Annotated in this window: 26 protein-coding genes; 16 read left to right on the forward strand and 10 right to left on the reverse strand. The window is 68.4% G+C overall.

The annotated features are described in order from the left end of the window. Positions 1-54 precede the first annotated feature (54 nt). A complete protein-coding gene (locus AB4Y68_RS12515) occupies positions 55-468 on the reverse strand; it encodes a CBS domain-containing protein (protein WP_441456086.1) in 414 nt (137 codons plus the stop codon). A 125-nt stretch (positions 469-593) separates the two neighbouring features. Here AB4Y68_RS12515 and AB4Y68_RS12520 point away from each other — a divergent pair, with 125 nt between their 5' ends. From AB4Y68_RS12520 to AB4Y68_RS12545, 6 genes are all read left to right on the forward strand, one after another. Then, positions 594-1,682, forward strand: a complete 1,089-nt coding sequence (locus AB4Y68_RS12520) for a flavodoxin family protein (RefSeq protein ID WP_441456087.1) — start codon at positions 594-596, stop codon at positions 1,680-1,682. Between the two features lie 85 nt (positions 1,683-1,767). Continuing rightward, complete coding sequence (locus AB4Y68_RS12525) at positions 1,768-2,580, forward strand: isocitrate lyase/PEP mutase family protein (protein ID WP_441456088.1); 813 nt, start codon at positions 1,768-1,770, stop codon at positions 2,578-2,580. Between the two features lie 60 nt (positions 2,581-2,640). Continuing rightward, positions 2,641-4,497: a monovalent cation:proton antiporter-2 (CPA2) family protein gene (locus tag AB4Y68_RS12530; RefSeq protein WP_441456089.1), complete on the forward strand. Its 1,857-nt coding sequence runs from the start codon at positions 2,641-2,643 to the stop codon at positions 4,495-4,497. A gap of 3 nt (positions 4,498-4,500) precedes the next feature. Beyond that, entirely contained in the window at positions 4,501-5,811 is a 1,311-nt protein-coding gene (locus AB4Y68_RS12535; RefSeq protein WP_441456090.1) for a nicotinate phosphoribosyltransferase, read from the forward strand. Positions 5,812-5,888: 77 nt separating this feature from the next. Continuing rightward, positions 5,889-6,461, forward strand: a complete 573-nt coding sequence (locus AB4Y68_RS12540) for an NADPH-dependent FMN reductase (protein ID WP_441456091.1) — start codon at positions 5,889-5,891, stop codon at positions 6,459-6,461. Positions 6,462-6,512: 51 nt separating this feature from the next. Further along, positions 6,513-7,958 carry a cryptochrome/photolyase family protein gene (locus AB4Y68_RS12545; RefSeq protein ID WP_441456092.1) on the forward strand — a complete coding sequence of 482 codons (1,446 nt, stop codon included), beginning with the start codon at positions 6,513-6,515 and terminating at the stop codon, positions 7,956-7,958. Here AB4Y68_RS12545 and AB4Y68_RS12550 read toward each other — a convergent pair. The 4 genes from AB4Y68_RS12550 to AB4Y68_RS12565 all read right to left on the reverse strand — a co-directional run bounded on the left by AB4Y68_RS12550 (position 7,955) and on the right by AB4Y68_RS12565 (position 10,415). Further along, positions 7,955-8,548 (reverse strand): response regulator transcription factor, encoded by a 594-nt coding sequence (locus tag AB4Y68_RS12550; protein ID WP_441456093.1) that lies wholly within the window; start codon positions 8,546-8,548, stop codon positions 7,955-7,957. The genes AB4Y68_RS12545 and AB4Y68_RS12550 overlap by 4 nt on opposite strands. A gap of 84 nt (positions 8,549-8,632) precedes the next feature. Continuing rightward, entirely contained in the window at positions 8,633-9,280 is a 648-nt protein-coding gene (locus AB4Y68_RS12555; RefSeq protein ID WP_441456094.1) for a helix-turn-helix domain-containing protein, read from the reverse strand. Positions 9,281-9,365: 85 nt separating this feature from the next. Continuing rightward, positions 9,366-10,025 carry a sensor histidine kinase gene (locus tag AB4Y68_RS12560; RefSeq protein ID WP_441456095.1) on the reverse strand — a complete coding sequence of 220 codons (660 nt, stop codon included), beginning with the start codon at positions 10,023-10,025 and terminating at the stop codon, positions 9,366-9,368. An 84-nt stretch (positions 10,026-10,109) separates the two neighbouring features. Continuing rightward, positions 10,110-10,415: a class I SAM-dependent methyltransferase gene (locus AB4Y68_RS12565; RefSeq protein ID WP_441456096.1), complete on the reverse strand. Its 306-nt coding sequence runs from the start codon at positions 10,413-10,415 to the stop codon at positions 10,110-10,112. Positions 10,416-10,461: 46 nt separating this feature from the next. On the opposite strand from AB4Y68_RS12565, the gene AB4Y68_RS12570 reads away from it, so the two are divergent. The 3 genes from AB4Y68_RS12570 to AB4Y68_RS12580 all read left to right on the forward strand — a co-directional run bounded on the left by AB4Y68_RS12570 (position 10,462) and on the right by AB4Y68_RS12580 (position 12,190). After that, a complete protein-coding gene (locus AB4Y68_RS12570; protein ID WP_441456097.1) occupies positions 10,462-10,872 on the forward strand; it encodes a hypothetical protein in 411 nt (136 codons plus the stop codon). After that, the gene (locus AB4Y68_RS12575; RefSeq protein ID WP_114817898.1) at positions 10,872-11,069 is read left to right on the forward strand and encodes a helix-turn-helix transcriptional regulator; all 198 of its coding nucleotides are present in this window, start codon (positions 10,872-10,874) and stop codon (positions 11,067-11,069) included. The genes AB4Y68_RS12570 and AB4Y68_RS12575 overlap by 1 nt, the downstream gene beginning before the upstream one ends. Positions 11,070-11,260: 191 nt before the next feature. Next, the gene (locus AB4Y68_RS12580; RefSeq protein WP_441456098.1) at positions 11,261-12,190 is read left to right on the forward strand and encodes an alpha/beta fold hydrolase; all 930 of its coding nucleotides are present in this window, start codon (positions 11,261-11,263) and stop codon (positions 12,188-12,190) included. Between the two features lie 183 nt (positions 12,191-12,373). On the opposite strand, the gene AB4Y68_RS12585 is transcribed toward AB4Y68_RS12580, so the two are convergent. From AB4Y68_RS12585 to AB4Y68_RS12595, 3 genes are read right to left on the reverse strand one after another with little or no spacing between them, the layout of a single operon-like run. Beyond that, positions 12,374-13,201 carry a DUF3298 and DUF4163 domain-containing protein gene (locus AB4Y68_RS12585; RefSeq protein WP_441456099.1) on the reverse strand — a complete coding sequence of 276 codons (828 nt, stop codon included), beginning with the start codon at positions 13,199-13,201 and terminating at the stop codon, positions 12,374-12,376. 26 nt (positions 13,202-13,227) lie between these two features. Next, positions 13,228-14,250, reverse strand: a complete 1,023-nt coding sequence (locus tag AB4Y68_RS12590; RefSeq protein WP_441456100.1) for a UbiA family prenyltransferase — start codon at positions 14,248-14,250, stop codon at positions 13,228-13,230. Then, a complete protein-coding gene (locus tag AB4Y68_RS12595; protein ID WP_441456101.1) occupies positions 14,247-14,999 on the reverse strand; it encodes a LytTR family DNA-binding domain-containing protein in 753 nt (250 codons plus the stop codon). Before AB4Y68_RS12595 ends, AB4Y68_RS12590 begins: the two co-directional genes overlap by 4 nt. 227 nt (positions 15,000-15,226) lie before the next feature. Here AB4Y68_RS12595 and AB4Y68_RS12600 point away from each other — a divergent pair, with 227 nt between their 5' ends. Next, on the forward strand, positions 15,227-16,504 hold the full coding sequence (locus AB4Y68_RS12600; RefSeq protein ID WP_441456102.1) for an acyltransferase family protein: 1,278 nt from the start codon (positions 15,227-15,229) through the stop codon (positions 16,502-16,504). Positions 16,505-16,551: 47 nt separating this feature from the next. Here the strand turns inward: AB4Y68_RS12600 and ppk2 are convergent, their stop codons facing one another. Then, entirely contained in the window at positions 16,552-17,295 is a 744-nt protein-coding gene (ppk2, locus tag AB4Y68_RS12605; protein ID WP_441456103.1) for a polyphosphate kinase 2, read from the reverse strand. 327 nt (positions 17,296-17,622) lie between these two features. Here ppk2 and AB4Y68_RS12610 point away from each other — a divergent pair, with 327 nt between their 5' ends. Beyond that, positions 17,623-17,826, forward strand: a complete 204-nt coding sequence (locus AB4Y68_RS12610; RefSeq protein ID WP_441456168.1) for a cold-shock protein — start codon at positions 17,623-17,625, stop codon at positions 17,824-17,826. Between the two features lie 67 nt (positions 17,827-17,893). Here the strand turns inward: AB4Y68_RS12610 and gluQRS are convergent, their stop codons facing one another. Further along, a complete protein-coding gene (gene gluQRS, locus AB4Y68_RS12615; RefSeq protein ID WP_441456104.1) occupies positions 17,894-18,814 on the reverse strand; it encodes a tRNA glutamyl-Q(34) synthetase GluQRS in 921 nt (306 codons plus the stop codon). Positions 18,815-18,902: 88 nt separating this feature from the next. Here gluQRS and AB4Y68_RS12620 point away from each other — a divergent pair, with 88 nt between their 5' ends. The 5 genes from AB4Y68_RS12620 to AB4Y68_RS12640 all read left to right on the forward strand — a co-directional run bounded on the left by AB4Y68_RS12620 (position 18,903) and on the right by AB4Y68_RS12640 (position 22,599). Continuing rightward, positions 18,903-19,559 carry a DNA-3-methyladenine glycosylase family protein gene (locus AB4Y68_RS12620; RefSeq protein WP_441456105.1) on the forward strand — a complete coding sequence of 219 codons (657 nt, stop codon included), beginning with the start codon at positions 18,903-18,905 and terminating at the stop codon, positions 19,557-19,559. Next, on the forward strand, positions 19,556-20,206 hold the full coding sequence (locus AB4Y68_RS12625; protein WP_441456106.1) for a trimeric intracellular cation channel family protein: 651 nt from the start codon (positions 19,556-19,558) through the stop codon (positions 20,204-20,206). Before AB4Y68_RS12620 ends, AB4Y68_RS12625 begins: the two co-directional genes overlap by 4 nt. A gap of 140 nt (positions 20,207-20,346) precedes the next feature. After that, positions 20,347-20,919 carry an HNH endonuclease gene (locus AB4Y68_RS12630; RefSeq protein ID WP_441456107.1) on the forward strand — a complete coding sequence of 191 codons (573 nt, stop codon included), beginning with the start codon at positions 20,347-20,349 and terminating at the stop codon, positions 20,917-20,919. Positions 20,920-21,032: 113 nt separating this feature from the next. Continuing rightward, complete coding sequence (locus AB4Y68_RS12635) at positions 21,033-21,275, forward strand: hypothetical protein (protein ID WP_441456108.1); 243 nt, start codon at positions 21,033-21,035, stop codon at positions 21,273-21,275. A 286-nt stretch (positions 21,276-21,561) separates the two neighbouring features. After that, positions 21,562-22,599: a hypothetical protein gene (locus AB4Y68_RS12640; RefSeq protein ID WP_441456109.1), complete on the forward strand. Its 1,038-nt coding sequence runs from the start codon at positions 21,562-21,564 to the stop codon at positions 22,597-22,599. The last annotated feature ends 48 nt before the right edge of the window (positions 22,600-22,647 follow it).

The following is a 22,647-nucleotide window of genomic DNA, read 5'->3' on the forward strand; positions in this document are numbered from 1 at the left end:
GGACAACAGCCGTTATCGTCCGGTTCCGCGACGTGGTTAGCGGATGGTGAACCTTCAGTTCGGGCGCGAGATCTCTTCCAGCGCCTCGCCCGCATAGCGCTCCTTGACCCGAGTCGACAGGTCGCCCAGCGACACCACGCCGACCAGGCGGCCGTCCTTGTCCACGACGGGCAGGCGCCGCACCTGACGCGAACTCATCAGGTCCAGCGCGACCGCGAGGTCGTCGTCGGCTCGGACCACGAGGGGGTCGCGGCTGAGGAACTCGACTACGCGGGCGGTGGGCGCGGCGCCCGCCGCGACGGCGCGCACGGCGATGTCGCGGTCGGTGATCGCCCCGACCAGCCTGTCGCCGTCGGCCACCGGAATAAAGCCGAAATCGCCGGACGCCATGCGCGCGGCGACCTCCTGAAGGGTGTCGTGGGGACGGGCGACCTGCACGTCCCGGCTCATCACGTCGCGGATTTTCACGGGTCTCTCCTTGGTCAGACAGCTGTTCGGCTTGGCGGTAAGAACCCGCGCCTACGAACCCGGTTCCGGCGGAACGGGGGGCGAGGCGGGGCCGTTAGCTGAGCGCCGCCCCGACGGAGGACAGGATGACCGACGCTGTGAACACGCCCGAACCGCGCCAGGGCATGCCGTCGCCTGAACTGAGCCGCGAGGAATTCACCGGCCGATTTTTGAGCCGCTATCGGGACCCGGCGTTCGACACGGTTCGAGAGGCGCTGGACAAGATCGCCGCCGTCGCCTGGGACGGCTATATCGAGGGCCGCAAGAGTCCGGTGACGCGCAAGGCCGGCCCCGGCTACGCCGACCCCGACTACGACCTGTCCGTCGACTGGATCAACGCCCACGCCGCGATCGAGGCGGCCCAGGTCCGCCACGGCGACCCGAACGGCCCGCTGCGCGTCCTGCTGATCAACGGCTCGTCGCGATCCGAGCACACCTGCCCTGGCGAAATGTCCAAGAGCTGGCGGCTGACCATGATCGCCGAGCAGGCACTGAAGGCGGCGGGGACGGAGACGACGGTGCTGGACCTGTCACGGCTGGCCTCGGAGTTCGGGCGCGACATCCACCCCTGCAAGGCCTGCTTCTCGACGGCGGCGGCGCTCTGTCACTGGCCGTGCAGCTGTTATCCCAACTATTCGCTGGGCCAGGTCCACGACTGGATGAACGACATCTATCCGATGTGGGTCGAGGCGCACGGCGTCTTCGTCGTCACCCCGGTCAACTGGTATCAGGTCTCCAGCCCGATGAAGCTGATGATGGACCGGCTGGTCTGCGCCGACGGCGGCAATCCCGATCCGACCCTGACGCACGGCAAGGACGCCAGGAAGGCCAAGGCGGTCGAACTGGCGGGCTGGGCCTATCCGCGCCATCTGGAGGGGCGAATCTTCTCGGTCGTAGTGCACGGCGACGTGGAGGGCGCCGAGAACGTCAGGCGCTTTGTGGCCGACTGGCTGACCTCGATGAAGCTGACGCCGGCGGGCCCGGACGCCGTGTTGGACCGCTACATCGGCTACTGGGAGCCCTACGCCACCAGTCACGACGCGCTCGACAAGGACATCGCCATCCAGGCCGAGGTGCGGATCGCCGCCGAGGAGTTGGCGCGGGCCATCAAGGCCCGGCGCGAAGGGCGGCTGGACCCGACCGACACGGGGCTGGAGAGCCCCCGTCAGAAATAACGCGCGCCCGCCATCTATGTCCGAAAACCGCCGGACGCGAGAGCGGCGTCATGGGATGACGCGGAACCGACAAGAGGAACCTGCCATGACCGATCAGACCACACACGCCGCCGCCTTCCGGGACATGCATCGCCGCGGCGGGCTGATTTTGCCCAACGCCTGGGACGCGGCCAGTGCGCGGGTGTTCGAAACCGCCGGGTTCGCCGCAGTCGGCACCACCAGCGCAGGCGTGGCCTGGGCGCGCGGCGCGCGCGACGGCGAGGGTCTGGACCGGGAAGCGATGATGCGGGAGGTCGCCGCCATGGTGCGCGCGGTCGGCGTTCCCGTGACCGCCGACGTCGAGGCCGGCTACGGCCCTGCGGCCAAGGACGCGGCCGAGACGGGCAGGGCGGCCTGGGCGGCGGGCGCGGTCGGGGTCAATTTCGAGGACGCGGACTATGCGACGCCGGGCGCTCTGACGCCGGTCGAGGCGCAGGCGGCACGGCTGGCCGCCCTGCGCGCGGCGGCCCCCGAACTGGTGATCAACGCGCGCACCGACGTCTTTCTGATGAAGCTGGGCGACAGCGATGATGAGCGGGTCGAGATGGCGGTGGAGCGGGGGCGGGCGTGGCTGGCGGCGGGGGCCGACGTGGTCTTCCTGCCCGGCGTGACCGACCCGACGTTGGTGCGGCGGCTGGCCGACGGGATCGGCGGACCGATCAGCCTGATGGCGGGCCCCGAGACGCCGCCGGCCAAGACCCTGTTCGAAGCCGGCGCCTGTCGCGTCAGCGTCGGCCCCTATCCGATGCTGGCGGTGCTGGACCGGTTGAAGACCCTGGCCGACGGATTGGCCGCCGACTGGTCGGTGATGCGGCCCGCCGGCGACGGCCTGTCGCGGATCGGCGCCGTCTTCGGCTGATCGCCCTCGCCATCGCGACGCTTCGTCCCCACAATGGAGGCTCAGACTAAAGGGTGAGCGATGGCCGAGGCGTCGACGGGACTGGATCTGGGCCATGTGGCCGCGCTGCTGGCGGCCGGGGTCGTGGCGGTGCCTGTCTTCCGCAAGATCGGGCTGGGCTCGGTGCTGGGCTATCTGGCGGCGGGCGCGGCCATCGGCCCGTTCGGACTGGCCCTGTTCCGCGAGCCGGAAGTCATCCTGCACGTCGCCGAGTTCGGCGTGGTCATCTTCCTGTTCATCATCGGACTGGAGATGCGGCCGAAACGCTTGTGGGGGATGCGCAAGGAGATCTTCGGCCTGGGGGCGACCCAGGTCGGGCTGGCGGGTTTGGCGCTGACGCTGGTCGCCATGGCGGCGGGCGTATCGGCGCCGGTGGCCTTCGTCGGGGCCATGGGCTTCGTCATGTCCTCGACCGCCGTGATCGTGCAGATGCTGGAGGAGCGGGGCGACCTGCCGACGCCGCAGGGGCAGAGGGCGGTGTCCATCCTGCTGTTCGAGGACCTGGCCATCGTGCCGCTGCTGGCCATCGTTGCGGTGCTGGCCGTCTCCGTAGGCTCCGCGCACGAGAGCGCTGCGCCGCTGTGGCAGACCATCGGCCTGGCGGTCGCGGCGGTCGCGGGGGTGCTGGTCATCGGCCGCTACGCCATCAATCCGGTCTTCCGCTTCCTGGCGCAGAACGGCGGGCGCGAGGTGATGACGGCCGCCGCCCTGCTGGTGGTGGCGGGCACGGCCTGGATCATGAACGAGGTCGGCCTGTCGATGGCCATGGGGGCTTTCCTGGCCGGGGTGCTGCTGTCCGATTCGACCTTCCGGCATCAGCTGGAGGCGGACGTGGAGCCGTTCCGCGCCATCCTTCTGGGCCTGTTCTTCCTGTCGGTGGGCATGGCGCTGGACATCGGCGTGGTGATTTCCGACTGGCGCATCGTGGTCGCCGGCCTGCTGGCCTTCATGGTCGTCAAGGCGGCGGTCATCTATGTTGTGGCGCGGCTGTTCAAGGCTCGCCATCACGAAGCGGTGGAGCGCGGGGCCCTGTTTGCGCAGGGCGGCGAGTTCGCCTTTGTCCTCTATGGCGCGGCAGCGGCCGGCGGGGTCATCGACGGCCAGGCCAGCGCGGCGCTGACGGCCATCGTCATCCTGTCCATGGCCCTGACGCCGCTGACGACCCTGGCGCTGAAGCGCTGGCTGCCCGAGGAGGCGGGACTGTCGCCCGAGGAGGCCGAGGGCGTGGATTCGGCCGAGGGCCTGCGCGGGCAGGTGCTGATCATCGGCTTCGGCCGCTTCGCCCAGGTGGTGTCGCAACCCTTGCTGGTCCGCGACGTGGACGTGTCGATCATCGAGAACGACGTGGAGATGATCCAGGCGGCGGGCGACTTCGGCTTCAAGGTCTATTACGGCGACGGCACCCGTCTGGACACGCTGCGGGCCTCGGGCGCGGGCAAGGCCGAGGCGGTGCTGGTCTGCGTCGACAAGCCGGAGGCCGCCGACCGCATCGTGCAACTGGTCAAGTCCGAGTTTCCGGGGGTCAAGCTGTTCGTGCGCGCTTTCGACCGGGGCCACTCGCTGCGCCTGATCGCGGCGGGCGTCGAATACAATATCCGCGAGACCTTCGAGTCCGCGCTGAAGTTCGGCGAGGCGGTGCTGGTCGATCTGGGCGTGTCTGAGGACGAGGCGGCCGAGACCATCGCCGACGTGCGCCGCCGCGACGCCGCGCGGCTGGACCTGCAGGTCACGGGCGGCATGGCGGCCGGGCGGTCGCTGATGCGCGGAAACATGCCGACGCCCCAGCCGGAGCCCTATATCAAGCCGCGACGGGTCGGGCGGATCCTGAACGAGAACGAGGCCGGCCCGCCCGCGCCCCAAGCGGAAACGACGGACTGAGACATGGCGAACGTCGACCTGGCCAAGCGGGCCTATGATCACGGCTGGCGGCTGGACCCCATCGTCCGCAGCCTGCTGGACACCGACTTCTACAAGCTGCTGATGCTGCAGCTGATCTGGCGGCGGCATCGCGACGTGCCGGTGACCTTCTCGGTCATCAACCGCACGACCGGCGTGCGGCTGGCCGAGGAGGTGGACGAGGGCGAACTGCGGGCGCAGCTGGATCATGCGCGGACGCTGCGGTTCTCGAACCGCGAGCTGATCTGGCTGGGCGGCAACACCTTTTACGGCAAGAAGTCGATCTTCAGCCCCGACTTCCTGGCCTGGCTGGCCGATTACCGCCTGCCGGAATACGACTTGGCGCGCGGCGCGGACGGCCAGTTCCGGCTGGAGTTCGCAGGGACCTGGGCCGAGGTCACGCTGTGGGAGATCCCGGCGCTGGCGATTCTCAACGAGTTGCGCAGCCGTCGGGCGCTGCGCCGCCTGGGTCGGTTCGAGCTGGACGTTCTCTATGCCCGCGCCAAGACGAAACTTTGGGGCAAGGTCGAGCGTCTGAGGACGCTGGACGGCCTGTCCCTGTCGGACTTCGGCACGCGGCGGCGGCACGGCTTCCTGTGGCAGGGCTGGTGCGTCGAGGCGCTGAAGGAGGGGCTGGGCTCGGCCTTCATCGGCACGTCCAACGTCCTGCTGGCCATGAACAACGACCTGGAGGCCATTGGCACCAACGGCCATGAACTGCCCATGGTGCTGGCGGCCCTGGCGGGGGACGACGACGCGGCCCTGCGCCGTGCGCCCTATCAGGTGCTGGAGGAATGGCGGGGGGCCTATGACGGCAATCTGCTGGTGGCCCTGCCCGACGCGTTCGGGACAAGAGCCTTCCTGGCCGACGCGCCCAACTGGCTGGCCGACTGGAAGGGCTTTCGTCCTGACTCCGCGCCGCCGATCGAGGGCGGAGAGGAGATCCTGAACTGGTGGGCGTCCCAGGGGCGCGACCCGCGCGAGCGGCTGCTGGTGCTGGCCGACGGGCTGGATGTGGACGGGATCGAGGCGGCTCACGCCCACTTCAAGGGGCGGGTGCGGACCAGCTTCGGCTGGGGCACCAATCTGACCAACGACTTCCGCGACTGCGCCCCCGCGCCCATGCCCGAGCTGACGCCCATCTCCCTGGTCTGCAAGGTGACGCGCGCGGCGGGGCGTTCGGCGGTCAAGCTGTCGGACAACGTCGAGAAGGCCACCGGCGACCGGGCCGAGATCGAGCGCTATCTGCGGGTCTTCGGCGAGGCGGGGCGGACGGCGCGCGCGGTCACGGTCTGAGGCGGAACCCGCGCGCCTGACGAAGCATTTCTTCGGAGGCGGCGGTCGGCGTCGTCTCTCCCAGCAGGATGCGCGTCATGACCACCTACAACGTCGGCTACATCATCGGCAGCCTGGCCAAGGGCTCGATCAACCGCAAGCTGGCCCAGGCCCTGATCAAGGTCGCGCCCGAGAAGCTGAAATTCCACGAGATCTCGTTTAAGGACCTGCCGCTCTATTCCTACGATTACGACGCCGACTATCCGGCCGTGGCGAATGACTTCAAGGCGGCGATCAAGGGCTCGGACGCCATCCTGTTCGTGACGCCGGAATACAACCGCTCCATCCCCGGCGGGCTGAAAAACGCCATCGATTGGGCCAGCCGCCCCTATGGAACCAACAGTTTCGCCAACAAGCCGACGGCGGTGATCGGAAGCTCGCCGGGCGCCATCGGCACGGCCGTCGCCCAGCAGAGCCTGCGGAGCGTCATGGGCTTCCTGCAGGCCCCGCAGATGAACGCGCCAGAGGCCTATATCCAGTTCACGCCGGGCCTGGTCGACGACGCCGGAAACATCACCGTGCCCGAGACGGAGAAGTTCCTGCGCGACTATATGGAATCCTTCCACCAGTTCATCGCCCGGGTGCTGACGGTCTTGCCGCGCGACGCCTGATCCAGCAGGGAGGCGGCACCGTATTCCGGTCGCCCAGCGTCAGGACCGCCCTTGCCCGCCTCTCCGCCCGTCATCCTGTGGTTCCGTCGCGACCTGCGGCTGACCGACAATCCGGCGCTGCACCACGCCCTGGCGACAGGGCGCCCGGTGCTGCCGGTCTATGTGCTGGACGAGCGGCTGGAGGGACGGCCCATCGGCGGGGCCTCGCGCTGGTGGCTGGACCGGTCGCTGCGGGCGCTGGACGCCGACCTGAGGACGCGCGGGGGGCGGTTGATCCTGCGGCGCGGCGACGCCGAGGCCGAACTGCGTCGGCTGATCGCCGAGACGGGCGCCGCGCAGGTCTTCATGAACCGCCTGTTCGAGCCCGAGGCCTTCGCCCGCGACGCCGACATCGCCCACGGCCTGAAGGCCGACGGGATCGAATGCCGGGGCTTCAACGCGACGCTGCTGTGCCGACCGGGAGCGGTGCTGAACGGATCGGGCCAGCCCTACAAGGTGTTCACGCCCTTTCTGAAGGCCCTGCTGGCGACGGCCGAGGCGCCGGCGGCGCTCAATGCGCCCGAGACCGTCACGGTTCCGGACGGCGTGGCCGGCGAGGCGGGCGAGGACTGGGGCCTGCATCCGACGCGACCCGACTGGTCGACCGGCTTTGTCGGGACGCCCGGCGAGGCGGGGGCGCGGGCGGCGCTGGACGCCTTCGTCGCGGGCGGGCTGACGAGCTACGTCGTCGACCGCGACCGGCCCGACGGGGCGGGGACCAGCGGTCTGGCGGCCCATCTGCACTGGGGCGAGATCGGTCCTTGGCGGGCGGTGACGGCGGTGCGGCGGGCCGCCGCCGCCGGTCGCGTCGCTTCTGCCGAGGCGGAGAAGTTCGTCGCCGAGATCGGCTGGCGGGAATTCTCGGCCCACCTGCTGCACCACTTTCCCTATCTGCCAGAGCGCGCCTTCCGACCGGAATACGACGCCATGGCCTGGCGCGACGATCCCGAGGCTCTGGCGGCGTGGAAGGCGGGGCGAACCGGCTATCCCCTGGTCGACGCCGGGATGCGCCAGCTGTGGGCGACGGGGACGATGCACAACCGGGTGCGGATGGTGGTCGCCTCCTTCCTGATCAAGCATCTGCTGATCGACTGGCGCGCAGGCGAGGCCTGGTTCTGGGACACGCTGACCGACGCCGACCTGGCCAGCAATGTGCAGAACTGGCAGTGGGTCGCCGGGTCCGGGGCCGACGCCGCCCCCTATTTCCGCATCTTCAATCCGGTGGCGCAGGGCGAGAAATTCGATCCCGAGGGTCGCTATGTTCGCCGCTGGGCGCCCGAGATCGCGCGCCTGCCGGATCGCTGGCTGCAGGCGCCGTGGACCGCGCCGTCGGCGGTGCTGGCCGAGGCGGGGGTGCGGCTGGGCGTCGACTACCCCAGGCCGATCGTCGATCACGCCGCGGCGCGCGAACGGGCCTTGGCGGCGCTGAAGCGCGTCAGCTGGGGCGAAGCGGACTAGTAGCCGGCCGCCAGGGCGAGGCGCAGCAGGTCGGCGACCGTGTGGGTTCCGGTCTTGGTCATCAGGTGGGCGCGATAGACTTCGACGGTGCGGGGGCTGATGCCCAGGTCCTGGGCGATGACCTTGTTGCCGCGACCCGCCGCCACGCCGCGCAGGACCTCGCGTTCGCGCCCGGAAAGCCGCTCCAGCCGGGCCACGGGCGGGGGAGGCGGCGTCGCGCGTCGGCTGTCCAGCGCCCCCGTGACGGCGGCGATCAGGCGCTCGGGCGTCACGGGCTTTTCGAGGACATCGAGGGCGCCCGCGCGCACGGCCTCCACCGCCAGGGGCACGTCGGCGTAGGCGGTGATGACGAGGATGGGCAGCGGCGCCTCGTCGCGCGCCGTCAGATGATGGATCAACGCCAGCCCGTCCAGCCCCGGCAGCCGCATGTCGGTCAGGAGGCAGGCGTTGGTCATGCGGCCCTCCGTCGCCAGAAAGGCCTCGGCCGAGCCATAGGGTCGCGCGTCCAGTCCGCGCGCGTCGAGCGTCGCCCACAGCAGCAACCGCGTGGCTGGATCGTCATCGACGATGTGAACGACAGGTCGAAGCATGGCGGTTCCGCAATCGGGACAGGGAACACAACGGCCCGCATCGATTCCGGTTCTCCGGTCGGTTTGACGATGGTCAAGACGGGATCAGCGCGAGGCCAGCCGCTCCAGCGACGACCGCTTCAGGATGTGGAACTCGCGGCAGGAGGAAAAGGCCACCCAGCCGTCGTTCTGAAACTGGCCGAGGGCGCGCGACACTGTCTCGATGGCCAGGCCCAGATAGTCGGCGATGTCCTGACGACTCATCAGCAGGGCCGTGTTCTCAGTCGCGCTGCGGGCGGCGACGTCCAGCAGGAAGCTGGCGATCTTCTCGCGGGCGGTGCGGCGGCCCAGCATGGCCAGGTGATCCTGGGTGCGGGCCAGTTCCAGAAGGGCGGCCTGGGTCAGGGTATGCTGGTGAAGGGCCGACCACTGGGCGCCGCGCCCGAAGGCGACTGCCTCGCTCGGGCCCAGCGCCTCTGCGGAAAACCGGTGATGAGCGCCGGGCTCCAGCCCGAACAGGTCGCCGGGATAGTAGAAGCCGCCGATCTGGCGTCGGCCTTCCAAGGAATGGCGGATGGTGCGCACCGCGCCGCTGAGCAGGACATAGACGAACGTCGCCTCGTCGCCCTCGACATAGATCGGCTCGTCCGCGCCGTAGGTCAGCCTGACGTCGATGTCGCCATAGGGGCGCAAGGCAGGGCGCGGCGCGACCGCGAAAGGCAGGGCGTGAACCATCATAGAAAGACCTCGCATTCCCGATCCCTGTCCCCCGACCCCTGTCCTATGGGATGGATCGCCGGTCTCTCGAAATTCCGGGCGCGTGCTTATGGGAAGGCGCCTAATCCGTTCGGGTGGCGAGGGCGTCAATTGCCGGGTGGGCGCCGGGCATGCGCACCTCGAACTGTACGCCGGGATCCCGCGCCTTGACGGCCAGGGCGCCGCCGGTCTCACGCACCATGCGGGCGATCAGCGACAGGCCGAAACCGGCGTTGGCCTCGGGATGAGCCGCATCGGGAAAGCCCACGCCGTCGTCGCTGACGGCCAGACGGCACCCTTCGGGCGTCGGCTCCAGCCGGACGTCGACCGTCCCGCTGCGCCCCGCCAGGCCGTGTTCGAAAGCGTTGCCGACCAGTTCGGCGGTGATCAGGCCGAGGGCGGAGGCCAGGCCGGCGGACGCCGTCAGAGGCCGCATGTCCAGCACCAGATTCGCCCCCTCGCGGCCGTCGATCTCGGCGACGTCGCGGCAGATGTCGGCGAGGAATTCATCCAGATGGACCTCGACCCCCTGTTCATGCGTTTGCAGGCGTTGGTGCAGGCGGATGATGACCCGCACGCGGCGGGTCGCCTCATTGAGGGCGGCGGCGACCGGCGTGTCGGCCGAGCGCGCCTGGAGCATCAGCAGGGAGGCCACGGACTGCAGGCTGTTGCCGATCTGGTGATGGGCGGCGCGGACCTGATCAAAGGCATTCGCGTGGTCGGGCGTGGGCGTCATCGGCATTCGCCTCCTCTCGGCGCGCAGCCTAGCGCGTGCGTCCGAGGGACGACTTGACGGTCGTCATTTCGCTCGGCCCGCTCGGTCGGTTCAGGCCCCCGGGTCCAGCGACCAGCCGCGCGAGCGCTTGTCCTCCTGGTCCTTCAGTTCGCGCGTCGTCGGCACCGTGTATTCCGCCAGCAGGGTCAGACCCGATCGGGGGAAGTAGGTGCGGCTCGGATCGCCGACGATGACGCGGGTTCCGTTGGCGACGGCCTGTTGCAGCCAGGCCAGGACCGCCTCGGCCATGGGCTTTTCATAGAAGACGTCGCCGGCGCAGATCAGGTCGGCGGGCGTGGATGACGGCGAGGCCGCTGCATCAGGCTGGCCTGACGAAAAGTCAGGTTGACATGACATATTGACCATGTAAGGTAAGCCTTACATTCAGTCAGGAGCGCCTGTCATGACGAACTGCCCGCCAAATGTCCAAACCTCCGCCGCCCGGCGTTACCGACTGCGGACCCTCGCCTTCATGGTTCCCTATGTGGCGATCTGCGTGGCGATGATGACGACCGACGTCTTTGATGGCGTCATAGGCCGTCCGGCGGCCTGGCTTCTGGCCCTGGCGGTCGCCGCGCCGATCGCCGGTCAGATCTGGGCGGTGCTCAGCTTCATGCGCGACAGTGACGAGTTCGTCCGCGCCGTCACCGCCAAGCAGTTCATCGTCGCCTCCGGCATCGCCATGGCGCTGTTCACCTTCTGGGGCTTCGCCGAGAACTTCGCCGGAGCGCCCCACGCCGAGGGCTGGCTGATCGTGCCGCTGTTCTGGGGCGCTTTTGGAGCGGTCGCAGTCTTCATCCGATCGTCGAACTGATGAAGAACAAGCTGAAACTGCTGCGCGTCGAGCGCAACTGGACCCAGGAACAGCTGGGGCAGGCGCTGGGGGTCTCGCGTCAGGCCGTCAACGCCCTGGAGACCGAGAAGCACGACCCCTCGTTGGACCTCGCCTACCGCATCGCCGCCCTGTTCGCGCGGCCGGTGGAAGAGGTTTTCGAGAACCCGCACGGCTGACGAGTCTGTCAGCTTTACCTTACATTTCCGCCTTTGCTTTCCGCCGTCACCCTCGGGCTTGACCCGAGGATCGAGCCTGGCCGCGCGCTCTGCATTGCTGAGGTCGTGCAGACGGACAACCCGATCCTCGGGTCAAGCCCGAGGATGACGGTGGAGAGAGGGGCTTTTCTGAAGACCTGAAAGGAAACGTCATGTTCAATTCTGCTTCTTCGTCCAGGACCCTGCGCGCCCTCCTGCTGGCCTCGGGTGTCACCCTGGCCGCCGGCAACGTCTTCTCGGCCGCCCATGCTGAACCGGCGCGGATCGAAGCCCCCGCCTTTACCTCCGACCGGTTGTCGGTCGAGGTGATCGGGCAAGGCCCCGACGTCATCCTGATCCCGGGTTTCGCTTCCTCGCGGGAGGCGTGGCGACCGCTGGCGCAGCGGCTGGCGGCGACGCACCGGGTGCATCTGGTGCAACTGGCGGGCTTCGCCGGGGAGCCGTGGAGGCATGGCGACGAGGCCTTCGTCCAGCCGGCGGTCGATGAACTGGCCCGCTATGCGGCGACGCTGAACCGGCCCGCGATCATCGGCCATTCCATGGGGGGCTTCAGCGCCCTGATGCTGGCGCAGCAACATCCCGAGGCGGTCGGGCGGGTGATGAGCGTCGACAGCCTGCCCTTCTTCAGCGCCATGTTCGGGCCGCAGGTGAACGCGGAGAACGCCCGGCCCTTCGCCGATCAGGCGGCGGCGGGAATTCTCGGCGCGGACGAGGCCGCCTTCCGCCAGCAGCAGGAACAGACGGCGGTCGGCATGATGAAGACCGAGGCGGCGCGTCCGGCCATGGTCGAGTGGTCGATGGCGTCGGACCGCCACGCCATGGCCTCGGCCATCCGCGAGGTGATGACCACCGACGTGCGGCCCGGTCTGGCCGCCATGACCACGCCAGTCTGGGCCGTCTATGCCTCGGACGCGAACGGCGGGGCGCCCGCCGCCGGGGCCGACGCCCTGTGGAGCCGCGAATATGCGGGCCTGCCGGGGGTGAAGCTGATGCGGGTGGACGATACCCGGCACTTCATCATGACCGACCAGCCGGCGCGGCTGGAGGCGCTGGTCGATGAGTTCCTGGCGGACGGAAAGTAGAGCGATCCTCCCACGCGCAGCGGGGGAGGGGGACCGCGACGGCGCAGCTGGCGGGGTGGAGGGGGCGAGAGGCACGCGCCGCCCTCATGCTGTCGAGCGCCAGCCTGTTTCCGCCCCCTCCACCATGCTGCGCATGGTCCCCCTCCCCCGTGAACGGGGGAGGATCAGGGACGTGCTGTTGGCTTACTTCGGGCGCAGGTCGTTGGTCACGTCGCCCGTCTTGAGCGGCTGGCCGGCGAACTCGGCGGCGTAGGCCGGGGCGAGCAAGGTCTGGAAGGCCGAGGCGGGCAGGGTGAGGTAGTAGGCCCCCTCGACGTAGGGGCCGACCGCATAGGCGTCGAGCAGGAAGGTCAGGCCGCCTGCTTTACCGGCCGTCGTGCCGGGGGCGAGGACCACGGCCACGTCCTTCAGCTTGGGGCAGCTCCAGGTATCGCCGCCGACCTTGACCGGTTGGGCGCCGGGGCGGGCCTTCTTGGCGGTGTTGACGGCGGCGCACAGGGTCCGCTCCAGCGCGGTCAGGTCGGCGCCCTTGGCGAACAGGTCGGCGGGGGTGATGCGGCGCTTCTCGGTCTTGTCCCACAACAGGGCCGTGGCCACCGTGTTGGGGTGGGCGCCGCCCGAATAGTCGAAGTCGGTGCGCATGGCGCTGAACAGACGGTCAGTCTGGACGGGATCGGCGTAGATGATGGTCTTCTCATAGGGGCCCATGGCGCTGTCGCCGCCGGCCTCGGTGCGGTCGGCCTGGGCGCCCTCGGCGTACTTGCCGAGGTCGGCGACCTCCTGACGATATAGGCCGGCGTAGAGGTCGGGCTGGGCCTTGATCGCTTCCGGCAGGGTCAGGCTGACCTTGGCGTAGGGGGTGGCGCTTTCGTATTTCAGCGGGGCGGCGGCGGTGGCCTCCGCGGCGGCCTTCGGGGCCTCGGGCGCGGTCTTCTCGGCGCGCTGGCAGGCGCTCAGGGTCGCTGCGACGGCGGCGGTCAGGAGGAGAACGCGGAGGCGGTACGAGGTCATTCGAGGTTCCTTGGGGGAGGGTGCGATCAGAAAGCTAGGCCGTTGAACGCAATCGCGGCCAGAAGGATCAATCCAGCTTCACGATTTGATTTGAACAGGCGCAGGCACAGGACGCCGTCCTCGGGTTTCAGGGCCTTCACCTGCCAGGCCAGATGCAGGGCGTAGAGGACCAGACCCGCGTAGAAGATCGGGCCGAGACCGGCGGCGAAACCGGCCGCGCCGGCCAGAAGCACAGCCAGGACGTAGAAGACGGCCACGCCCGGCTTGACCTGCGACCCCAGACGCCGGGCCGAGGATTTGACCCCGGCCATGACGTCGTCCTCGATGTCCTGCAGCGCGTAGATGGTGTCGTAGCCGAGGGTCCAGAAGACGCCGCCCGCATAGAGAAGCCCCGCCGACAGGGCGAGGTGCCCCATGCGGTTCAGGCCCTCGGCCATCCAGTAGGCGTCGCCGCTGGCGCGGACGTCCAGCACATAGAGCCAGCCCAGGGCGAACAGACCCCCGGTCGCCGCCGCGAAGCCCAGCAGGGCGCCCCAGTTGAAGGTGAGGCCCAGCCAGGCCTGGGGCCACCAGGTGATGCGCTTCATGAAGGGATAGGCCGCGACCAGACCCAGCGACAGGGCGCCGAGCAGGACGGACATGAGGTTCATGGTCAGCAGGATGCACAGGCTGATCAGGCACAGACCCGCCACGAAGGCCCAGGCCTGCTTGACGCTGATCTGGCCCGCAGGAATGGGGCGCAGGGCGGTGCGGGCCACCTGGGCGTCGAAGTCGCGGTCGGCGATGTCGTTCACCGCGCAGCCCGCGCCGCGCATCAGCGCAGCGCCTATGGCGAAGCCCGCCACCAGCCACAGCTCATAGCCGCCGAAGGGCCGGTCGTACTGGTTCAGGGCCAGCATGATCCCCTGCCAGCCGGGCAGCAGCAGCAGCCAGATGCCGATGGGGCGGTCGAACCGGCCCAGCTTCAGCCACGGCTTCAGCGCTTCGGGGGCGTAGCGGTCCACCCAGTTCTGGCGGGCGGCGTCGGGAAGCGGGGCGGTGATGTTCATGCCTGGGGTCTTAGACCCTCGGCTCTCAGCCGGTCCAGCGCTGGCGTATAGCGGCGCGACAGCGGCGCCTCCAGCGATCCCAGTTCGACGGTCCAGTCGCCGGAGCCTTCGGGGCGCAGGCCGCTCATCCGCGCGGCGTTGATCAACCAGGAGCGGTGCGTGCGCACGAAGCCGCAGCGCTCCAGTTCCACCTCGACGGCGGCCAGGGTGGCGCGCATCAGCGGGCGGCGGCCGTCGGCCAGGATGAACTCGACGTAGTTGCCGGCCGAGGTGGCGGCCAGGATGTCGTCCAGCGGCGCGCGGATCAGACGGGCGCCGTCGCGGATGTCAAAGCTGACGGGCCGCACCGGGGTCTCGCGCGCCTCGCGCAGGCTGCGTACGGCCCAGAAGACGCCGACGAACAGGGCGTAGCTGAGCAGGTCCTTGCGGAGCTCATAGATGAACCGCTCGACCGGCGGGCCATAGTCGTAGGTCTCGCCCAGGGCCGCATAGACGCCGTGGCGCATGGCCACCATCAGGCCGACGTGCAGCAGGCTGTAGAGGGCGGCGACGCCCAGGTGGACGGCGGTGAACCGGCCGCGTCCGCGCCAGCCGTCGTCCAGCATGGACGGCGGAGCGAAGGCGGCGGCCAGCCAGGGCAGCCAGATCAGCAGGGCCAGCGCCGCTGCGCTGGTGCCCTCCCACACCCAGGGCGCCCAGAGCCGCAGAGACGGGGAATCGGTCAGCACCGTCATGGCGTTGACCACCATGAAGGCGGCCGTGATGCCGAGAATGATCGTCCAGCCGACGATCAGGTCGTGCCGGTCAGCGCTCGTCAGATGGACGCGCGCGCCATTCGCCCCCGAGGCGTCGCCGTTCGTCCCAGGCCCCGTTCGCCCGGCCCCGCGAGGCCTCCGTCCGGCCCGCGCCGGTTGCGGCTCTGCGGGCCGAAATGAGAGCCCTGACCCCGCATTTTCATTCATCAGAGGTCTTCCCCATGCCCGCTCTCCCGTCCCCACCGCCGCCGCGCCGCCATGATCTGGATTGGATCCGCGTCGGCGCCTTCATGCTGCTGATCCTCTACCATGTCGGCATGTTCTACGTGCCATGGGACTGGCATGTGAACAGCCCCCATCCGGTCGAGGCGCTGGAGCCTCTGATGCAACTGACCAACCCCTGGCGGCTGACCCTGCTGTTCGTGGTGTCCGGGGCGGCGACGCGCTTCCTGTTCGACGGCTTCGCGCGGCAGGGGGAGGGAAGCGCCCGTCGCTTCGCCGGGTCGCGGACGTTGCGGCTGCTGCCGCCGCTGGTCTTCGCCATGTTCGTGATCGTGCCGCCCCAGAGCTATTACGAAGTGGTCGAGGCCGCGCGGGGGCTGGGCGTCGCCGATCCGGCGCATTCGCCGTGGCTGGCCGGCTTCTGGCTGAAATACGCCACCGCCTCGGGCGGCTGGTGCGACGCCGACGGCTGTCTGATCACGCCGACGTGGAACCACATGTGGTTCGTCGCCTATCTGCTGATCTATAGCCTGGCGCTGGCGAGCCTGCTGATGCTGGGTCAGCGTCTGCTGCCCGCCCTGCAGTCGGGCCTGGAGCGCGTGCTCAAGGGCTGGGGGCTGCTGATCTGGCCCATCGTCTGGCTGGCCCTGATCCGCTGGGCGTTGGCGCCGGCCTTCCCCGTCACCCACGCCCTGGTCGACGACTGGTACAACCACGCCCTGTCGTTCAGCGCCTTCCTGTTCGGTTTTCTCAGCGCCCGGTCGGACGTCCTGAAGGCGGGCTATGAGCGGCTGCGCCGACCGGCCCTGATCCTGGCGGTCGTCGCCTGGGCGGGGTGGGCGTTCTACGCCTGGACGTTCCGCGCCGACGACGCCGTGCCGCCCGAGGCCCTGAAGACCGCCATGCGTCTGGTTTACGCCGCCGACCAATGGGCCTTCATCGTCGCCATCCTGGGCTATGGCGCGCGCTATCTGAACCGGGGCGGGCCACTGTTGCGCTACCTGACGGTCGGGGTCTTCCCCTTCTACATCGTGCACCAGACGATCATCGTCGTCGCCGCCCACCACCTGGCCCCGTTCGGCCTGCCGCAACCGCTGGAGGCGGGGCTGCTGATCGCGGGAACCTTCCTGGGCTGTTTCGCGACCTATGAGATCGCGCGCCGTCTGGGCTGGCTGGGCCTGCTGCTGGGGGTGCGGCCCGCGACGGCGAAGGCGGTCCGCCGACCCTCGACACCGGGCCTTGAGGCCTCTGAAGCCCTGGGCGGTTCGGAGCCCTGAGGGCAGGGGCCGCGGCAAGGCCGAGGGCCGCCGTCTGTTCGGCGGGCCTATTTCGCCAGCCGGCCCTTGGCCTTGTCGGCGCTGAAGACGATGTCGGAATCGGCCTTCTTGGCTTCCAGCCCCGGACAGTTCAACTGGTGCAGGACGTGGCGGATGATGTTCAGCCGAGCCTTCTTCTTGTCGTCGGTGGCGACCACCGTCCAGGGCGCATAGTCGAAATGGGTGCGTTCCAGCATCTGGTCGCGTGCGGCGGAATAGTCGCTCCAGTGCTTCTGGGCCTCGGCGTCCAGCGGCGAGACCTTGAAACGCTTCAGCGGATGGGTGGTGCGTTCCTCCAGTCGGCGAGATTGCTCATCGCGCGAAATGTCCAGCCACAGCTTGATCAGGGTCGTGCCGGACTGGGTCAGCATCCGCTCGAAATGCGGCGCGTCGTGCAGGAAGCGTTCGTGCTGCGCGGGGGTGCAGAAGCCCATCACCGGCTCGACTCCGGCGCGATTGTACCAGGAGCGGTTGAAGAAGACCGTCTCGCCCGCCGCGGGCAGGTGGGCGGCGTAGCGCTGGAAATACCACTGGGTCAGTTCGCGGTCGCTGGGCTTGGGCAGGGCGACGACGCGCGTCTGGCGCGGGGCCATGTATTCCGTCATCCGCTTGATCGCGCCGTCCTTGCCGGCGGCGTCGCGACCCTCGAACACGATCACGATCTTCAGGCCCTGATCGATGGCCCAGGCCTGGGTCTCGACCAACTGAATCTGCAAGGCTTCCAGCGTGTCGGCGTAGTTGTCCTTGGCCATCGGGGTCGTCCTTTGCCGTCGTAACGGGAAGAGCTTGCGGCTATTTTAACGCGCGCGCCAGCCCACGACGCCCCACGGTTCGCGCGTCGCTTCGCGGACCGTGGCTTTTCGACCCGCGTTCGACTTTAACCAACCGGCGGCGTCGGGCGTTTCGCTTTCCAGTTGACGCGCTGTGGATAGTCGGGTGACAAAGTGGCGCAGTCCGGATTTTGCGCGGGGTCCAAACCCGCGTCTCGCTCCTTCGCCTGAACGAGCTTGTCCAGATGGGCTGACGGATTCTCCTGCATGGAAATCCGCCTGGCAAAGCGCGTTTACGGAGACGCTAAGATGGCGACCGGCACGGTCAAGTGGTTCAACCCCACCAAGGGCTATGGCTTCATTCAGCCCGACGACGGCGGCTCGGACGTTTTCGTCCACGTCACCGCTGTTCAAAAAGCTGGCCTGCAAGGCCTCGATGAAAACTCCAAGGTCGAATACGAGCTGGAAAACCAGCGCGGCAAGACCTCGGCAGTGGAACTCAAGGTTCTCTAAGGCCGACGAACCCGCTTCGGGTTCAGACGATCGAAAGGCGCGGAACCTGCCGGTTCCGCGCCTTTCTTTATTCTGGGAAGAGAAGGGCGCTATCGGGCGGTCGCCCTATTTGAGTGCGACGAGGCGGCGTCGCCTCCGTTCGGAACCCCAGCTCGGCCCGAAGCGCCTCTGCTGACAGGCCGGCGGCGCGAAGCTCGGCCAGGGTCACCGACCGGTCGCGCTTGGCGTAGCGGCGGCCGTCGGGGCCGAGCAGCAGACGGTGGTGGCGATAGACGGGGGCGGGCCAGCCCATCAGGGCCTGGATCAGCCGCTGGATATGGGTCGCCTCGAACAGGTCCAGGCCGCGGATGACGTGGGTGACGCCTTGCAGGGCGTCGTCGTGGGCGACCGCCAAGTGATAGGCGGTCCCGGCGTCCTTGCGGGCCAGCACCACGTCGCCCGCCGTCTGGGGTCGGGCGCGGATCAGGCCGGTCTCGCCATCGGGGCCGCAGCCTTCCTCGACGAAGGACAGGGCGTTCCAGGCGGTCTCGCCCAAGGCTTCACGCGCCCGGTCCAGCGACAGCCGCCAGGCGTAGGGACGCCCCTCGGTCAGCAGGCGGGCTTCTTCGTCGGGTGCGTGCGGGCCAGGTCGGACGGCTTCGGCGGGGCCGTGCGGGGCGTCGCCGATGGCGTCGAGGATGTCCTTGCGGGTGCGGAAGCAGCGGTACAGCAGGCCGCGCGCGCCCAAGACGTCGATGACGGCGGCGTAGTCGGCCAGGTGATCGGACTGGCGCCGCACGGGCGTTTCCCAGTCGAGGCCGAGCCAGGCGAGGTCTTCATAGATGGCGGCTTCGAACTCGGGCTTGCAGCGGGTCGGGTCGATGTCCTCGATCCGCAGCAGGAACCGCCCGCCCGCCTCGCGCGCCGCGCTCCAGGCGGTCAGGGCTGAAAAGGCGTGGCCCCGGTGCAGGCGGCCGGTGGGCGAGGGGGCGAAGCGGGTGGCGAACATGGCGACAACCTAGCGGTTTCCGGCGGTGGTCAGAATGGGGGTCGAGCCGCCTCTTTCCCGAGGGCCTCGCCTCGGCCTAGCATGAGGCATGGCCATAGCCCCGTCCGCTCCGTCCATCGCCGCCGCCCGCGAGGCCCTGGCCGCCGCCGATCCGGCCCTGGCGCGGGCGCACGTCCAGACGCCGGTATTCGAGTGGCGGCTGCGGCCCGGCGGATACGAGGGGCTGTTCCGCATGATCGTCGAGCAGCAGGTCTCGGTCGCCGCCGCCGCCTCGATCTGGAAACGGACGGTCGAGGGGCTGGGCGGGACGGTGACGCCGGACGCCGTGCTGGCGCTGGATGTGGAGACGCTGCGCACCTTCGGCCTGTCGGGGCAGAAGGCCAAGTACGGCCACGAGATCGCCCTGGCCCATGCCGAGGGCCGCATCGACTTTGATCATCTGGAGCGGCTGGACGACGCCGAGGCCGTCGCCGCCCTGGTCGCCATCAAGGGGGTCGGCAAGTGGACGGCCGAGACCTTCCTGATGTTCTGCGAGGGGCGCCTCGACGTCTTTCCCGGCGGCGACGTGGCCCTGCAGGAGGCGATGCGCTGGGCCGATGCGGTCGAGGCCCGGCCGAACGAGAAACAGGCCTATGCCCGGGCGGAAATCTGGCGACCGCATCGCGGGGTGGCGGCGCATCTGCTCTGGGGATGGTATGGGGCGGTGAAGCGTGGCGATATCGCGCTGGAGGACCTGTCGATTTGAATCCGCTGACGAACGCCGACCTGACCCGGCCCGAGACCGTCCTGCCGCTGCTGGACTTTGCGGGGGTGGCTGTCTTCGCCGCTACCGGGGCACTGGCCGCCGCGCGCGAGAAGCACGATCTGGTGACCTTCGCCTTCTTCGGCGCCATCACCGGGGTCGGCGGCGGGACGCTGCGCGATCTGCTGATCGGAGCGCCGGTCTTCTGGGTGCAGGACTGGCGCTATATCGCCGTCTGCCTGCTGGCGGCGGCGGCCTTCTGGGTGCTGGGGGCGCGGACGTGGCGTTTCCGGGCCCTGCTGTGGCTGGACGCGGTCGGGCTGGCGGCCTACGGGGTCATGGGGGCGGCCAAGGCGGGCTCCTATGGCGTGGCGCCGCTGATCTGCATCGTCATGGGCGTGCTGACGGCCTGTTTCGGCGGGGTCGTGCGCGACGTGCTGGCCGGCCAGCCGTCGATCCTGCTGCGGCGCGAACTGAACATCACCGCCGCCCTCTTGTCGGCGAGCCTGTTCGTGGTGCTGAAGGCCGTGATGGTTCCGACCTGGCCGGCGGTCGGCGTGGCGGTGCTCGTCGGCTTCGCCCTGCGGGCCGGCGCCCTCTTGAGGGGATGGAGCCTGCCGGCCTTCCCCAGCGCGCCGGCGCGAGGCTGAGGCCGCGTCACGAAAACGCTGCATACCGGTCATGGCGATGAGCGGGAATCGGGCGTAGTCTTCTTTGGGTAAGACTAGGGAAGGAGACGTGTCCTCACTCCTGTCGCTTTGATATCCCCCTGTATGCGCGGGAGGGCCTGATGCAGGTCCTTTCCCGCCCACCGTCCGGCTGGCCCGCCCTGGTGCTGAACGCCGATTTTCGCCCTTTGTCCTATTACCCGCTGTCGATCTGGCCCTGGGAAGAAGTGGTCAAGGCCGTCTGGCAGGAACGCGTCGACGTGGTCGCCACCTATGACAAGGTGGTGCGCAGCCCGTCGATGGAGATGCAACTGCCCAGCGTCATCTCGCTGAAATCCTACGTCGATCAGGACCGCAAGCCCGCCTTCACCCGCTTCAACGTCTTCCTGCGCGACGGCTTCGCCTGCCAGTATTGCGGCGAGACCGGCCTAGCCCAGGAACTGACCTTCGACCACGTCATCCCCCGCTCGCGCGGCGGCCGCACCACCTGGCAGAACATCGTCGCCGCCTGCGGCCCCTGCAATCTGCGAAAGGGCGGCCGCACGCCGCAGCAGGCGGGAATGCCCCTGCTGCGCCGCGCCGCTCACCAGCCCAACGCCTGGGAACTGCAGGAAGCCGGCCGCCGCTTCCCGCCCCACTTCCTGCACCAGAGCTGGCTCGACTACCTCTACTGGGACATCGAGCTCGAACCCTAGGGTTTACCGGTGTTGCCTTTCGTTACCCAAGCGCCTGATTGTTAGGTATTTTGTGGGAAAGGGGATGCAGGTAGTTGCCGCTTATCCTCCGATTTGCTCCCGTTTGGTGACCGTTGACCAAATCGCCAGAAGGGCGAGACGGGCTTGGCGATCTCTATCTCGCGCAAGGTGTGGCCACGAAGACGGAGATGACGCTCCGAGCGGCCCGGATCCGGGTTGCGCGGCACATCAAGCCGCTGCTCGGGTCGAAGAAGATCGCCGACGTCATGGGCGGCGACATTCAGCGATTGATGATTGAGGTGTCCGTCTTGCCGGCCTCGGCGGATGAGGTCCGCTGCTCGGTGTCTGGGACCTGAATCTCGCACGTCAACATTACCCCAGGTTGATTAAAGGAAAAAATTATCCTTAAGGTGTATTGCGTCCCCGGAAAATTCGGATAACGATAAGATGTCGGGTTCAGAGAGTTCGCATTTTTGAAGGGCGAACAGGTAACCGGCACATGAACCAATCACAAATCGCGCGATTTATGGCGCGAGCGCGTCTTGTTGCGGGCAAAAAGGTCGGCAGTAATTTCCTGTATATTGCGGGAGAATGACGGTCTGTGCCCTAACGTCTGTGAGTTAACGCTTGGAGGAGCGAAACATGGCACAGTATAATGGCGTGCTATTGCGTCAAAACTTACAGGATCAGGGGTTGTTGCCCCGAACGGGCGGGTGGACCGCGAGCCCCGACCTGATCTCGGCCGGAGCCGCGCCGGTCCAGAATCCCACGGCTGTATTCACGTCCCCGGCCAGCTACGCCACGGATCCAACCAAGCCGGCCGTCTTCAAGGCGACGAATTACTTCTACCTGCGTGGCCAGAACTTGGGCGCGACAGCCGTTTCGGCCGAGGCGCGCATCTTTTACGCTCCGTCGTCCCTGTTCCTCTACCCCCAACAGTGGTTGGACAACGCTATGCAGACGGCGCGGGGCGAGACAGTGAGCAAGATCGAAGCCATCCCGCCGGGCGGGATCGCGGTGACCACCGACCCCCTTATCTGGAAGCCGGACTTCACCAGCGAACACTTCTGCCTCATCGGCTTTATCTCGACCGCCGCCTATCCGTTCGAGAGTCAGAAACCGGCCGCGATCACCTCTCTGGACGATCTGGCGGCCTGGGTCGGCGCTACCGGCGGTACGGGCTGGCACAATGTGCAGTTTACGAGCGTCGGTCAGCCGACCTTCACGAAATACACGACCTATCCGGCCTCCGCGACGCCTGCGAAGATCATATTCGCAGTCACCTGCATCGACTGCCCGATCGGTTCACAAGTGTCGTTTTCCTGCGGCACGCCCCTGCCGGACGGCACCTACATCCACCTGCCGCCGACGACGGTGACCAAGTCGGACCAGTTCGGCGTGGTTCTGGAGTACGTGGTTCCGGCGGGCTGGACCTCTCCGATCTCGTATTCCTACACCGACAACGGACTGCCCCCTGGCAAGAACTTCAGCGTGTCGATGAGCGCTTCCATCAAGGAAACCAGACCGGGCGGACACGCCTTCTCGGCCTTCGCCCGACCGGCCGCCGAGGTGTTTCCCAACCACCACGCGCTGCATCCGACCACCTTTGAGCTGATGGACATGCCGGTGAGCATGCTGGTGCCGGTGGGCAGCGACATGACCAAGATCGCAGAATCCTGACATGGCGGCTGCGTGCTCCGGTGCGCAGCCGCGGCTCGGTCGCCGGGG

The sequence above is a fragment of the Brevundimonas sp. 2YAF1 genome (assembly GCF_052114745.1).
Classification (GTDB): domain Bacteria; phylum Pseudomonadota; class Alphaproteobacteria; order Caulobacterales; family Caulobacteraceae; genus Brevundimonas.